This window comes from Kitasatospora sp. NPDC057518 (assembly GCF_042802075.1).
GTDB lineage: Bacteria > Actinomycetota > Actinomycetes > Streptomycetales > Streptomycetaceae > Kitasatospora.
Genome location: NZ_JBHVEU010000269.1, coordinates 1 through 12,265 on the forward strand (window position 1 = coordinate 1; position 12,265 = coordinate 12,265).

The window sequence follows — 12,265 nt, forward strand, 5'->3', positions numbered from 1 at the left end:
TGACGGGCGGGGCGTGGCGCGCGCGGTCGGCGGAGGAAAAACCTGTTGCGCGGATCACATCGAGGTTGGCAGGCTCGCGGCCATGACCTCCTGACCCCGCCCAGCATCTGCTGCCGCTGCCCTCCCCGGACTCCGGGGCGGACCCCGCTCTCCTCGCACAGCCGCAGCGCCCGCTCCAGCACGGGGTCCGGCTGGACGTCCTGGCCGGCTTCGCCGCCGCTGATGTTGATGACGTGCGCCCCCTCCTGCACGGCGCGTTCGACGGCCCGGGCCAGGTCGAGCTGGGGCACCCGCCCCTCCCCCGCGTCCGGGAAGACCGGCAGGATCAGCCCGCGACAGCGCGGGGCGAGCCCGGTCACCGGGCTGCCGGGCCCGCCGAAGAGCAGGCTCGCGACGTGGGTGCCATGCAGCGACATCGGCCCGGTGCCGGCCGGTTCGGAGACGAGCGTGTCCAGCCGGGTGAGGTCGGCTCCCTCGAAGCAGGGGTGCGAGAGGTCGACGGGGCCGTCCAGGACGGCGATGCACACGGCCGGGTCGCCGAGGAGTTCGCCCTCGGGGGCGCGGACGTCGCGCAGCACCGATCTGGCCTTCATCGGGGATTGCCTTCCGATGTCGGGCGGGACGTCGGGTGCGCCCCGCCGGTCAGCAGGTGGTGCCAGTCAACGGGCCGGCCGTCGCACGGGTGTGCCCGGGAGCGTCACGGCCGGCGCGGGAACGCCGTCGCGGACGCGTCGCCTCCTCGTGGCGGATCCGCCGGGGACGTCCGCCGCGTCACGGCCCGGTCGATGTACGCGCCGTGACCACCGGCGCGCCCGAGGACCGGACGGCGTGTCCGCGACGGATCGTCCTCTCCTTCAACACCCGTTCGGTGGCGGCCCATTGGAGTGTCGGACGGCCGGCGGCGGGGCGCGGCCGTGACGGTCGGCGACGGTGGCCGTGACGCCCGGGCGGCGTCAGCGTGACGTCGCCACAACGTCCGTGCGACGCGGGCGCGACGGTGGTCCGGGGCCGGACGGACACGGCCGTGACGGGCCCGGGCCGCAACCGGGGCGCGTCCGAACGGGTGCGGGTGACGGCGTGACGCGACAGAGTGGGGGTGTGTTGTGGGACGGTCCGCGCATCGAACTGCTGCGGGGTTTCGAGGCCACCGGTGAGGGACACCGCATCGCCCTCCCGGTGAGTGCGCAGCACCTGCTGGCCTTCCTCGCCCTGCACGACGGCGGTGTGCCGCGCGGCGCGGTCGCCGAACGGCTCTGGCCGGACTGCACCCAGCGCCGCGCGGCCGCGAACCTGCGCACCGCCCTCTACCACGCGAGGCTGCGCGGCCGGGCGATCCCGGTGGAGAGCCCGGGGCAGTGGCTGCGCCTCGCGCCGGCGGTCCGGGTGGACCTGCGGTACGCGCGCCGCTCGGCACGCCAGGTCGTGGCCGGGTTGGACCGGTTGCCGGTCAACTGCGACGCCATCGTGGACGACCTCGCCGCCGAGCTGCTGCCGGGCTGGGAGGAGGAGTGGCTGACCCTGGAGCGCGAGCGCTGGGACCAGCTGCGGCTGTACGCCCTGGAGGGCCTGGCCCACCAACTCTGCGACGCCGAGCGCTACTTGTCGGCGCTCCAGACCGCGCTGGCGGCGATCGCCATCGACCCCGTCCGGGAGACGGCCCACCGGATCGTGGTCGAGGTGCACCTCGCCGAGGGGAACCTGGCCAGTGCGCTGCGCTCCTATCAGCACTACCGCTCGTTCCTCCAGCGGGAGTTGAACGTCGCCCCGTCGCCGAAGATGACCGGTCTGGTGCGCAACCTCCAGCGGATGTGACGGCCCGGCGCGGCGCGCGGGTCGCTACAGCCCGCGCAGCACGGAGAGCAGCAGGTCGACCTCCTCCGGGGAGTTGTAGACGTGCAGGCTGACCCGCACCGAGCTCTCGCTCTCGCCGGCCCGCGCCTGGCAGTGGCCGTCGGCGCGCACCATCAGGCCGTGGCTGGCGAGGATGAAGCCCAGGTCGTTGGAGCCGATGCCGTGGTGCCGGAAGGTGACGATGCCCTCGCGCCGCTGGACCTCGGAGTCGGCGGCCAGGCTCCGTTGGCAGCCGAGGACCTCGTACGGGGCCAGGGTCCGCAGCCCGTCGGTGAGCCGGGCGGCCAGCGCGCTGTTCCACCGTCGGATGCGGTCCGGCCCGGCGGCGTCGAGCCAGTCCAGGGCGGCCTCCAGGCTGGCGATCCCGGCGGTGTTGGGCGTGCCGGCCCAGCCGCCGGGGGTGAAGGCCGGGCCCCGGGTGTTGCGGGCCCACACCGCGCCGGTGCCGGGCAGGGCCAGCGCCTTGTGCCCGGAGAAGACCACGAAGTCGACGTCCAGGGTGCCGACGTCCACCGGCAGGTGGCCGACGCTCTGCGCGGCGTCCAGGCAGATCGGCACCTCGGGCCCGACCGCGGCCCGGATGCGGTGGACGTTCATGTCGGCGCCGTACACGTGGTGCACGTGGGTGGCGGCGACGAACGCCGTGCGTTCGGTGACGAGCCGGGCCAGCGCCCGGTGGTCGTAGTCCTGCGAGGCCGGGTCGTACGGCAGTTCGCGCACCGTGACGCGCACGCCCCGGTCGGCCAGCAGCTGTCGGGCCTCCAGCCAGGGCAGCGCGTTGGCCTCGTGGTCGGCGAAGGGCACGATGATCTCGTCGCCATCCCGCAGGTGGTGGGGGAGCCAGTCCCGGGCCACCGCGCGCAGCCCTTCGGTCGCGCCGCTGACGAAGTGGACGCCGGAGCGCTGCCGGGGGGCCGGGTCACCGAGGAAGCGGGCGACCCGGGTGCGGGTGCGGTCGACCAGCGCGGTGGTGGCGTTGGCCCAGGTGTAGGTGCCGCGGCCGGCGTTGGCGTTGGCGGTGGTCAGGTAGCGCTGGACGGTGTCGAGCACCGCCCGGGGCTTCTGCGAGGTGGCCGCGCTGTCCAGGTACGCCTGGTCGGGGTGGCCGGTGACGATGGGGAACTGGTCACGCAACGCGCGGTGCCAGTCGTGGAGTTCGCCGAGGGTTTCGTCGGGGGTGGTCATGGCCGGCCCCGCTCAGTCCCGGACCAGCGGCGCGCCCGCGTCGCGCCAGGCGATGACGCCGCCGGCCAGGCTGCGCGCGTCCAGGTGTCCCATCCGGGTGAGCAGCGCCGCGTAGACGGCCGACTTCTCGCCGACCGGGCAGGCCAGCAGCACCGGCTGCCGGGTGCCGAACGGCAGCCCGCCGTGCAGGAGTTCGTCGAACAGCTCGTCGACGATGTTGACCGAGCCCTCGATGTGCAGCGCCGCGTACGCGGCCGGTCCGCGCAGGTCGACCACCAGCGGCCGCTCCTCGGCGATCCACTTCCGGGCGGCGTCGACCTCGACGACCCGGGCGGCGGCCAGTTCGGCCGGCGTCACGGTGGCCACCGTGTTCGGCCGGGCGGGCTGGTTGAACAGTTCGGGCCGCCGTTTGCGGATGTAGCTCAGGTAGCTCTCCACCCGGTCGCAGACGATGAACACGGCGGTGCGCCGCTCGCCCGAGCGACGCTGTGTCAACTCCTCGTCCACGGAACGGAGGTGGCGCAGCGCGCCGAAGAAGGCGCCGCCGCCGGTCGGGCCGGCCGGCAGGCCGCAGCGGCGCACCAGGGTGAGCATGCCGTCGATGGCCTGGTCGGCGGTCACCGTCGCGATGGTGTCGTAGGTGGCGGGGTCGAACAGCCCGACCTCGTGCACCTCGTCGATGGTGCGGATGCCCGGGATGAAGTCGGACTTGTGGGCGACCAGTCCGAGCACGTCGACGGCCGGGTCGTGGGCGCGCAGCACGGCCGCCACGCCGGTGGAGGAGCCGGCGGTGCCGACGCAGGCGATGAAGTGGTCCGGGGCGCGGCCGTCGAGGTCCCGGACGATCTCGGGGCCGGTGCCGGTGAGGTGGGCGTCGAGGTTGAGCCGGCTGTAGTACTGGTCGGTGTGCAGGTAGCCGGACTCCGCCTCGGAGAGCATCCGGTGGATGCGGGTGAGCGGGTCGTCGGTGTCGGTCGGGTCGAGGCACTCGGTGCGGCCGGGCAGCTCCTCGATCTCCGCGCCGAGCAGCAGGAGCAGGTCCTTGATCTCGGGGACCCGCATCCGGTTGGTGACGCTCTTGAACGGCAGTCCGTGCAGGCCGGCGATGAGCGCGAGCGCCTTGGCGGTGTTGCCGCTCGACAGTTCCACGACGGTGTCGCCGCGCTCGACGGCGCCGGGGATCGCCTCGCGGGTCATGTTCCAGGCGGCGCGGTCCTTGACCGAGCCGAAGGGGTTGAGCAGTTCCAGCTTGGCGTACAGGTCGATGTGCCGCAGGCCGGTGACCGCCGGGTCGATCCGGACCAGCGGGGTGTTGCCTATGGCGTCGGTGATGCTGTCGTACCTCATGCGTGTCCGTCCCCCCGGTGTTCCGCGCCCGCCGTCACGTCGACGGGCCAGTACTGCTCGTCCAGGCGCCACCGCCAGGCGCCGTCCTGCCGGTACGCGGCGACCTTGCGCGCGACGGGCTGGCGCAGCGCCGAGCCGGCGCTGAAGTCCATCAGGTAGCCCGCGGTGTTGGCGAAGGCGAGCAGGTCGCCGGGGGCGGGGAGGCGGGGCAGGAAGACCGTCCGGCGGGTGATCAGGTCGGTCTCCAGGCAGAGGTTGCCGATCAGGTACACCCCGACCGGTCCGGCCGGCGAGTCCGGGCCCTCCGAGCCGTCCGCCGCGGCCGGGGCGCCGGGGCGGGGGACCAGCAGCGGGTCCATCAGCACCCCGTGCTCCTCCAGGCCCACGTCCCGGGCGTTCATCTCCAGCCGGACCAGGCGCTCGCCGGCCGGCGTGTGCCGGACCTCCAGGACGCGGGCGAGCGTCGCCCCGCACTGGTCGGCCAGCGCCCGGCCGGGCTCCACCGCCAGGTCGTAGAGGTTCTCCAGCAGCAGCGTGCCGAGCGGCCGGCCGAGCGTGGGCGCCGGGGTCGAGAGCAGTTCGTCCAGGTAGGCCTCGGCGGCCACCGGGCGGTGCGCCGGGTAGAGGCCGAGGGCGCCGCGCAGCCGGCCGGACTCGGCGCGCAGCCCGTAGCCGTGGCCCTGCCAGGTGAGGGCGGGGCGCCGGCCGAGGACGGCGTCGGTCAGCTCGCTGGTGTACCGCTCCCACTGGGCGGCGTCCGCCAGGTAGCTGACGCCGAACCCGCCGCCGATGTCGATGGTGCGGGGGTTCAGGCCCCGGCGCCGGCACTCGTTCAGCACCGTGACGCAGGTCTCCAGGGCGACGGCCTTCTCCAGCACGGCGGTGGTGTCCAGGTGGTAGGCGACCCCGGTCGTCTCGACGGCGTCCCGGTGGCGCTCCAGCGCGTCGAGCAGGCCGTCGAGTTCGGCGACGTCGGTGCCGAACCGGCTCGGCCGGGTGAGCACCGTGGTGCCCGGCGCCCGGAAGCCCGACAGCCGCGGCATGACGGGCACCGGGGGCAGGGCGTGCGCGCGTACGAGGCGGGCCAGGGCGTCGAGTTCGGCGCGGGAGTCCAGGTGGACGGTGGCGCCGGTGCGGGCCGCCAGCCAGAGGTACTCCCGGTTCTTCGGGCCGGTCGCCATGATCCGCTCGGGCGGGCAGCCGGCCCCGAGCACGTGCTGGAGCTCGGCGAGCGAGGCGACGTCCAGTCCGGCGTCGGTGGCGGCGAGCCGGCGGACCAGGGCGCTGGAGCGGTTCGCCTTGTGGGCGAAGTGGATCCGGCCGGTGAGGCGGTGCTTGCGGTAGACGGCCCGGAAGCGTGCCAGGTTGTCCGCGATCTGCTCGGGCAGGAGCAGGTTGAGGGGGGAGCCCAGCGCGTCGGTCAGGGTGTGCAGGAGGTCGCGTTCCGCCAGGAGGGACCGGAGCGGGGGCTCCAACCGTGGTTCGAGATACAGCGGTGAGGACCGCATGCGAAACCAGCTCTCCGTGAGAAGTCGGCGTGAGGCGTGCGCGGCAGGGACGTCGGCGACCGAGGGAAACGGTAACTGTTTCCCTGGGTGATCAACAGGGCGCTTTCTGTCACGCCCTCGCAAAGACTGTGCCCATGCGGAACCCGGCTTCCCGCATGGGCACTTGGGGCGGGGTCAGCGCAGGGCCACCAGGACGGAGCTGGTGCCGTACTGCCACACCGGTCCGGCCTGGCGGAAGCCGGCCTCCCGCAGCAGTTCGCCGTGCCGGGCGGCCGACAGGCCGTTGCCGGGGCCGTCGGTCGGCGGCAGCTGCCGCTCACGGGCCGTCAGCAGGTCGGCGAACTCGGGGACCCGCCCGGCCGCGGCCCACCACTGGGACCAGTCCTCGGCGGCGCCGGTGCCCTTGCGCTGGGCGCGGCGGCGGCCGATCGCGAGGGCGAGTTCGGCGAGCGGCGGCTCCTCGGGGATGAGGTGGTCGCCGTTGACCAGGACGCCGCCGGGCCGCAGCGCGCCGGCGAGGTCGCGGTAGATCCCGAGCAGGGCGTCCGGCGGCGGGTAGTGCAGCGCGGTGGTGGAGACCACGGCGTCCAGCGGGCGGTCGAGGCCGAGGTCCCCGATCCAGCCGGGGCGGCCGATCAGGGTCTCGACCCAGCGCGCCACCCGGGGGTGCCGGGCGCGGCCGAGGGCGAGCAGCAGCGGGTCGATGTCGACCGCGATGATCTCGGCGTGCGGCAGGCGGGCCGCGACCCGCGCCGACAGTGAGCCGGGGCCGCTGCCGAGGTCCGCGACGAGCGGCCGCGCGCGGTGGCCGACGGTCTGTTCCAGTACGTCGGCGATGACGGTGAACCGCTCCTCGCGCTCCACCGCGTACCGCTCCTGCTGGCGCTCCCAGCGGTCCACCCAGGTCCCGGCCAGAGCGGCGTCCACTCGCATCCCGACTCCCGCCGTGTCCGTGCGCATTCGAGGCTTCGCCTTCCGCCCATGTTTGTCATGTTCACCAGGCTCCGCAACCGGTCCGGCGCGGGCCCGGCGGATCGTGCCCGACCAGCGAAACGATATCCGTTTTCATGTGAAGGTTTCCACCCGGTGCGCCCGCAGGATGCTCGCAGGACCGCCACGGCGCGGGCCGCTGCTGTTCCGCCGGAGTTCAACCGGGCGCACCTGACGGCGCCCGGTCAACCCCCTAGGTTCCCTGGGGAACCGCGAGAAGGAGCCATGACGGAAAACCAACCTGCCGTACGTGCACGGGCACTGACGAAGTGTTTCGGCGACGTCGTCGCGCTCGACGCCGTCGGACTGGAGCTCGCGCCCGGGCGGATCCACGGACTGGCCGGGCCCAACGGCGCCGGGAAGACCACGCTGCTCGGGCTGCTGCTCGGACTGGCCGCCGCCGACGAGGGCGACCTGGAGGTGCTGGGCAGACCCGTCGGCCGGGCCCGGCCCGCGCCGCCCGGGGTGGCCGGCTTCGTGGACGGGCCCGGGCTCTACCCGTCGCTGACCGCACGGCGGAACCTGGCCGCGCTGGCGACGCTGCGCGGGCAGGACGGCCGGGCCCGCCGGATCGACGAGGTGCTGGCCGAGGTCGGGCTCAGCGACGTCGCCGACGACCGGGTGCGGGGCTTCTCGCTCGGCATGCGGCAGCGCCTCGGACTGGCCGCGGCGCTGCTCACCGAACCCCGGCTGCTGGTGCTCGACGAGCCGTCCAACGGCCTGGACCCGGCGGGCAAGCAGCACGTGCACGGGGCGCTGCGCCGGCTCGCCGCCGACGGCGTGACCGTGGTGCTCTCCAGCCACCGGATGGACGACCTGGAGGCGCTCTGCGACGAGGTCACCATCCTGGCGACCGGACGGGTCCGCTTCTCCGGCCCGCTCGGCGAGCTGGCCGCGGACGACCGCGCGCTCGACCACCGGCTGCTCACCTCCGATCCGGCCGCCGCCCGGCGGGTGGCCGCCCGGGTCGCCGGGGTGCGGGTCGCGGCGGAGGCCGGGACGGGACGCGCGGCCGGGGCGCTGGTGGTGCGCGCGCCGGGCCCGGCCGTCGAGGAACTGGTCGCGGCGCTGGTGCGGGCGGAGGTCCGGGTGCGCGAGGTCGCCCCGGTGGTGCCGCCCCTGGAGGCGGCGTTCCTCGCCCTGACCGAGCAACAGGAGGACGGACGATGAGCGAGCGCGGCGAGGGAGTCATCGAGCGGGGCGGGCGCACGAGCACGGTCACGGCCGGACGCGCGGCGGCCGCCGCCGGCGTCGCCCCCGGGGAGCGCCCGGTGCCGGTGGGCCGGGTGTACCGCTTCGAGCTGGTCAAGCTGCTCTCCCAGTGGCGGATCAGGCTGCTGGTGCTGGCCTGCTGGAGCGCGCCGGGCCTGTTCACGGCCGCCGTCGCCCAGCAGGGGACGCTGCCCTCCGACACCCTGTTCGGCCGCTGGATGCACGCCACGGGCTGGGCCGGGCCGCTGGTGGTCCTCGGCTTCGCCGGTTCGTGGGCGCTGCCCCTGCTGACCTCGGTGGTCGCGGGCGACGTGTTCGCCGCCGAGGACCGGCTCGGGACCTGGCGGCACCTGCTGGTGACGGTCCGCTCGCCGCGGCGGATCTTCGCGGCGAAGGCGCTGGCCGGCGCCACCGTGATCGTGCTGCTGACGGCCGGCCTGGCGGCGTCGAGCACCGTCGGCGGGCTGGCGGCGGTCGGCGACGAGCCGCTGGTCGGCGTGGACGGTCACCTGCTGGCGCCGTCGGACGCGGCCGTGAGCGTCCTGCTGGCCTGGGCGTGCGCGCTGGCGCCGACCCTGGCCCTGGCGGCGCTCGGACTGCTCGGCTCCGTCCTGCTGGGCCGCTCGCCGATGGGGCTGCTGGTCCCCGCGCTGGCGGCGGTCGCGATGCAGCTCGCCCAGCTGCTGCCGCTGCCGGTGGCGCTGCGCCTCGCTCTGCCCGGGTACGCCTTCGTCGCCTGGAACGGGCTGTTCGCCGACCCGGGCCGGCTCGACGAGCCGCTGATCGCCGTCGCGGTCGCCCTGCTCTGGGCGGCGGCCGCCACCGCGGCGGCCTACCTGCTCTTCGTCCGGCGGGACTTCACCACCGGCAGCGAGGACGGGGTGGGGCGCCGCACGCTCCTCGCCGGGGTGCTGCCGCTGGCCGGGCTGCTCGCGCTGACCACCGGCGCGCTCGCGGTGGCCACCCCCTCCAGCGGCTCGGGGATCACGCAGGCGAAGGTGCAGCAGGAGGTCGCCACCGTGTTCGCGCACCTGTACCGGCTGCAGACCGAGCAGCTGCACCGCCCCGCCGTGACCGAGGCCGACCTGCGGGCCACCGCGGACTGCCGGCGGGGCGACGGCCAGGTCGAGCCGGAGGGCCCGGGCAACGACTGGCGCTGCGTGGTCACCTGGCACCTGCCCGGCACGGACGCGCCCGGGACGGCGGTCTACCAGCTCGACGTGGCCTCGGACGGACGGCTGACGGCCGACGGCGACGGCCCGAAGGAAGTAAACGGCTACTTCCTGGTGCGCACCCCGACCGGGGACGCGCCGAACCCGCTCTGGCAGTTCGACGGCCAGGTCGCACTGCTCGCTTCCCCCACCAGCACGACGAACTCAACGAAGGGCTGACGCCATGCAGGTAACGCGTCGTCGACGCAGCCGGAACGCCCACGTGGTCCTCCTGGGCCGCCGGGTGGGCCGCAAGGCCGCACTCGCCACCGCCTGTGTCACGGCGGTGGCCGTGGCCACCGGCACGGCCTTCGCGAGCACCCACCAGTTCGACGAGGACCAGGTCGGCCAGACCACCGAGAACGGGCTGGTGATCTCCAGCGACCAGTACCTCGCCCCGTACGGCAGCCGTCAGGTCCTGGACAACGGCAAGATCATGGGCTCCACGGTCAGCCCGGACGGCGCCCACCTGGCCGCCGCCGTCACCGACGGCGACGCGGCGCTGGTCGTGGTGGACCTGAGGACCGGCAAGGTGAAGCAGCGCGTCGGCACCAACAAGGCGGACGAACTGCGCATCCCCAACGGCTCGGTCGGCCAGGAGTCCCCGGTCTACTCGCCGGACGGCAAGCAGCTGTGGCTGGGCCAGCTGGACGGCTACACCCGGTTCACCGTGCAGCCCGACGGCACCCTCGCCGCCCCGGTGGCGGTGAAGATCCCGGCGGACGGCGAGAAGCACGCGCTGGCCTCCGGGGCGGTGTTCTCCGCCGACGGCTCGACGGTGTACGCCGCCGTCAACGGGCAGAACCGGGTGGTCGCGATCGACGCGGCGACCGGCGCGGTCCAGCGGAGCTGGACGGTCGGCAACGCGCCGCGCGGCGTGGTGCGGGTCGGCGGGAAACTGTACGTCTCGAACGAGGGCGGGCGTACGGCCACCGCCGGGGACACCACGATCAACTCCTACGGCACCCAGGTCCCGGCCGACCCGGCGACCGCCGCCACCACCACCGGCACGGTCAGCGTGATCGACCTCGCCGACCCGGCCGCCGCCGTCGGCTCCATCGCCGTCGGCCTGCACCCGACCGCGCTGTACGCGAAGAACGGGGTGCTGTTCGTCGCCGACACCGCGAGCGACGAGGTGTCGGTGATCGACACCGCGCACGACAAGGTCGTCCAGACCGTCTCCACCAAGCCGTGGCCGGAGGCCTCCGTCGGCTACGAGCCCACCGCGGTGACGCTCACCGAGGACGGCCGGCTGCTGGTCACCCTCGGCCGGGCCAACGCGGTGGCCGTCTACCGCTTCGCCGGCGCGCAGGAGCCGGTCAGCTACGTCGGCCTGCTGCCCACGGACTACTTCCCGGCGGAGGTCGCCACCGTCGGCTCGGAGGTGATCGTCTCCAACACCCGTGGCATCGACGCCCGGCGGCCCAACAGCACCGGCGCCCACAAGACCCACGACACCACCTCCAGCCTCACCCGGTTCACGCTGCCGAGCGACAAGGTGATCCGCGCGCAGACCGCCAAGGTGTTCCAGCAGAACGGCTGGACCAACAACGCGGTCAAGCTCGCGAACGGCCACAAGGCGAAGGAGGAGGTGGTGCCGAAGCGGATCGGCGACCCGTCGCCGATCAAGCACGTCTTCCTGATCGTCAAGGAGAACCGGACCTACGACCAGGTCTTCGGCGACGTCGCCGAGGGCGACGGCGACCCGAAGCTGGCCCAGTTCGGCGCCGCCGTGACGCCCAACCAGCACGCCCTGGCCGAGCAGTTCGGGCTCTACGACAACACCTACGACATCGGCACCAACTCCGCCGAGGGCCACAACTGGCTGATGCAGGCGGACAACCCGGAGTACACCGAGTCCTCGGCGGGCGAGTACGAGCGCAGCTACGACACCGAGGACGACGCCCTGGGCCACCAGCGCTCGGGCTTCCTGTGGACGGGCGCGCAGGCGGCGGGGAAGACCGTGCGCGACTTCGGCGAGTTCCACCAGTTCCTGGACAAGCCCGCCGACGCCACCTGGCAGAACCTGTACTGCGACGCCAGGACCATGGACGCGACCGGGCAGGGCAGCGCCTACGCCCTCAAGTCCTCCTCGCCGATCCCCTCGCTCAACAGCGTCTCCGTGCCCGGCTTCCCGAGGTTCGACACCGACGTGCCGGACCTGTACCGCTACCAGGTCTGGAAGCAGGACTTCGAGCGGAACGGCCCGGCGAACCTCAACATGCTCTGGCTGTCCAGCGACCACACCGGCGGCCCGGCCAGCCCGGCCGCGCAGGTCGCCGACAACGACCTGGCGACCGGGCGGATCGTCGACGAGATCACCCACAGCCCGTACTGGAAGGACTCGGCGATCTTCGTCGTCGAGGACGACTCCCAGGCGGGCCTCGACCACGTGGACGGCCACCGCGCCCCGATCCAGATCATCAGCCCCTGGGCGCAGCACGGGGCCGTGGACAGCCGCTACTACTCGCAGATCACGATGGTCCGCACCATCGAGCAGATCCTCGGCATCCACCCGATGAACCAGAAGGACAGCGCGGCCAGCCCGATGACCGGGGCCTTCACCGACCGGCCGGACTACACGCCGTTCACCGCGGTGCCGAACCGGACCTCGCTGACCGACGGCCTGAAGACGCCGCCCTCCTGCGGCCTCGACGTCCCCGGGGAGCAGGACCTCCGGGCGGCGGCGCCGGTCACGACCGCGCCGCCGGCCGCGCAGCAGCCGGTCGTGGACCGGTGGGAGGCCTGGAAGTCGCACCAGCGGCTGACCGGCCCGAACGCCGTGGCGGACCACGCCAACCCGGCGCAGATGGAGCACCTGGTCTGGTACCAGACGCACAACTGGACCGCGCCGTACCCGGGGGAGAGCACGATCCTCGCGCCGGACGACGTGCCCGGCGCCTACCTGCCCTCGCCGGAGAGCGACGGCTGATCCCGCCGCGCCCGCACCGGGCCCCGGGC

9 protein-coding genes are annotated in these 12,265 nt (G+C 74.1%); 4 read left to right on the forward strand and 5 right to left on the reverse strand.

All coding sequences use genetic code 11. The features are described from left to right. Positions 1-593, reverse strand: a 593-nt coding sequence (locus ACFU7Z_RS25275; RefSeq protein WP_380779825.1) for a S8 family serine peptidase, incomplete at its 3' end; no start/stop codon positions are given. 484 nt (positions 594-1,077) lie between these two features. Here ACFU7Z_RS25275 and ACFU7Z_RS25280 point away from each other — a divergent pair. Next, on the forward strand, positions 1,078-1,812 hold the full coding sequence (locus ACFU7Z_RS25280) for a BTAD domain-containing putative transcriptional regulator (protein ID WP_380779827.1): 735 nt from the start codon (positions 1,078-1,080) through the stop codon (positions 1,810-1,812). Between the two features lie 24 nt (positions 1,813-1,836). Here ACFU7Z_RS25280 and ACFU7Z_RS25285 read toward each other — a convergent pair whose 3' ends face one another. The 4 genes from ACFU7Z_RS25285 to ACFU7Z_RS25300 all read right to left on the reverse strand — a co-directional run bounded on the left by ACFU7Z_RS25285 (position 1,837) and on the right by ACFU7Z_RS25300 (position 6,824). Next, entirely contained in the window at positions 1,837-3,036 is a 1,200-nt protein-coding gene (locus ACFU7Z_RS25285) for an aminotransferase class V-fold PLP-dependent enzyme (protein WP_380738263.1), read from the reverse strand. Positions 3,037-3,048: 12 nt separating this feature from the next. Then, positions 3,049-4,383, reverse strand: coding sequence for a pyridoxal-phosphate dependent enzyme (locus ACFU7Z_RS25290; protein WP_380779829.1), 1,335 nt, complete (start codon positions 4,381-4,383; stop codon positions 3,049-3,051). After that, positions 4,380-5,891, reverse strand: coding sequence for a Y4yA family PLP-dependent enzyme (locus tag ACFU7Z_RS25295; protein ID WP_380779831.1), 1,512 nt, complete (start codon positions 5,889-5,891; stop codon positions 4,380-4,382). Before ACFU7Z_RS25295 ends, ACFU7Z_RS25290 begins: the two co-directional genes overlap by 4 nt. Before the next feature lie 174 nt (positions 5,892-6,065). Continuing rightward, complete coding sequence (locus ACFU7Z_RS25300; RefSeq protein WP_380779833.1) at positions 6,066-6,824, reverse strand: class I SAM-dependent methyltransferase; 759 nt, start codon at positions 6,822-6,824, stop codon at positions 6,066-6,068. Between the two features lie 282 nt (positions 6,825-7,106). Here ACFU7Z_RS25300 and ACFU7Z_RS25305 point away from each other — a divergent pair, with 282 nt between their 5' ends. From ACFU7Z_RS25305 to ACFU7Z_RS25315, 3 genes are read left to right on the forward strand one after another with little or no spacing between them, the layout of a single operon-like run. Then, positions 7,107-8,051 (forward strand): ABC transporter ATP-binding protein, encoded by a 945-nt coding sequence (locus ACFU7Z_RS25305; RefSeq protein WP_380779835.1) that lies wholly within the window; start codon positions 7,107-7,109, stop codon positions 8,049-8,051. Then, positions 8,048-9,484 (forward strand): ABC transporter permease, encoded by a 1,437-nt coding sequence (locus ACFU7Z_RS25310; RefSeq protein WP_380779837.1) that lies wholly within the window; start codon positions 8,048-8,050, stop codon positions 9,482-9,484. The genes ACFU7Z_RS25305 and ACFU7Z_RS25310 overlap by 4 nt, the downstream gene beginning before the upstream one ends. Positions 9,485-9,488: 4 nt before the next feature. Beyond that, on the forward strand, positions 9,489-12,236 hold the full coding sequence (locus tag ACFU7Z_RS25315; RefSeq protein ID WP_380779839.1) for an alkaline phosphatase family protein: 2,748 nt from the start codon (positions 9,489-9,491) through the stop codon (positions 12,234-12,236). Positions 12,237-12,265: the final 29 nt, after the last annotated feature.

Coding starts and splice junctions, on each gene's coding strand:
- ACFU7Z_RS25300 (WP_380779833.1), bottom strand. CDS start 6,824: ATGCGAGTGGACGCCGCTCTGGCCGGGACCTGGGTGGACCGCTGGGAG.
- ACFU7Z_RS25285 (WP_380738263.1), bottom strand. CDS start 3,036: ATGACCACCCCCGACGAAACCCTCGGCGAACTCCACGACTGGCACCGC.
- ACFU7Z_RS25315 (WP_380779839.1), top strand. CDS start 9,489: ATGCAGGTAACGCGTCGTCGACGCAGCCGGAACGCCCACGTGGTCCTC.
- ACFU7Z_RS25290 (WP_380779829.1), bottom strand. CDS start 4,383: ATGAGGTACGACAGCATCACCGACGCCATAGGCAACACCCCGCTGGTC.
- ACFU7Z_RS25305 (WP_380779835.1), top strand. CDS start 7,107: ATGACGGAAAACCAACCTGCCGTACGTGCACGGGCACTGACGAAGTGT.
- ACFU7Z_RS25310 (WP_380779837.1), top strand. CDS start 8,048: ATGAGCGAGCGCGGCGAGGGAGTCATCGAGCGGGGCGGGCGCACGAGC.
- ACFU7Z_RS25295 (WP_380779831.1), bottom strand. CDS start 5,891: ATGCGGTCCTCACCGCTGTATCTCGAACCACGGTTGGAGCCCCCGCTC.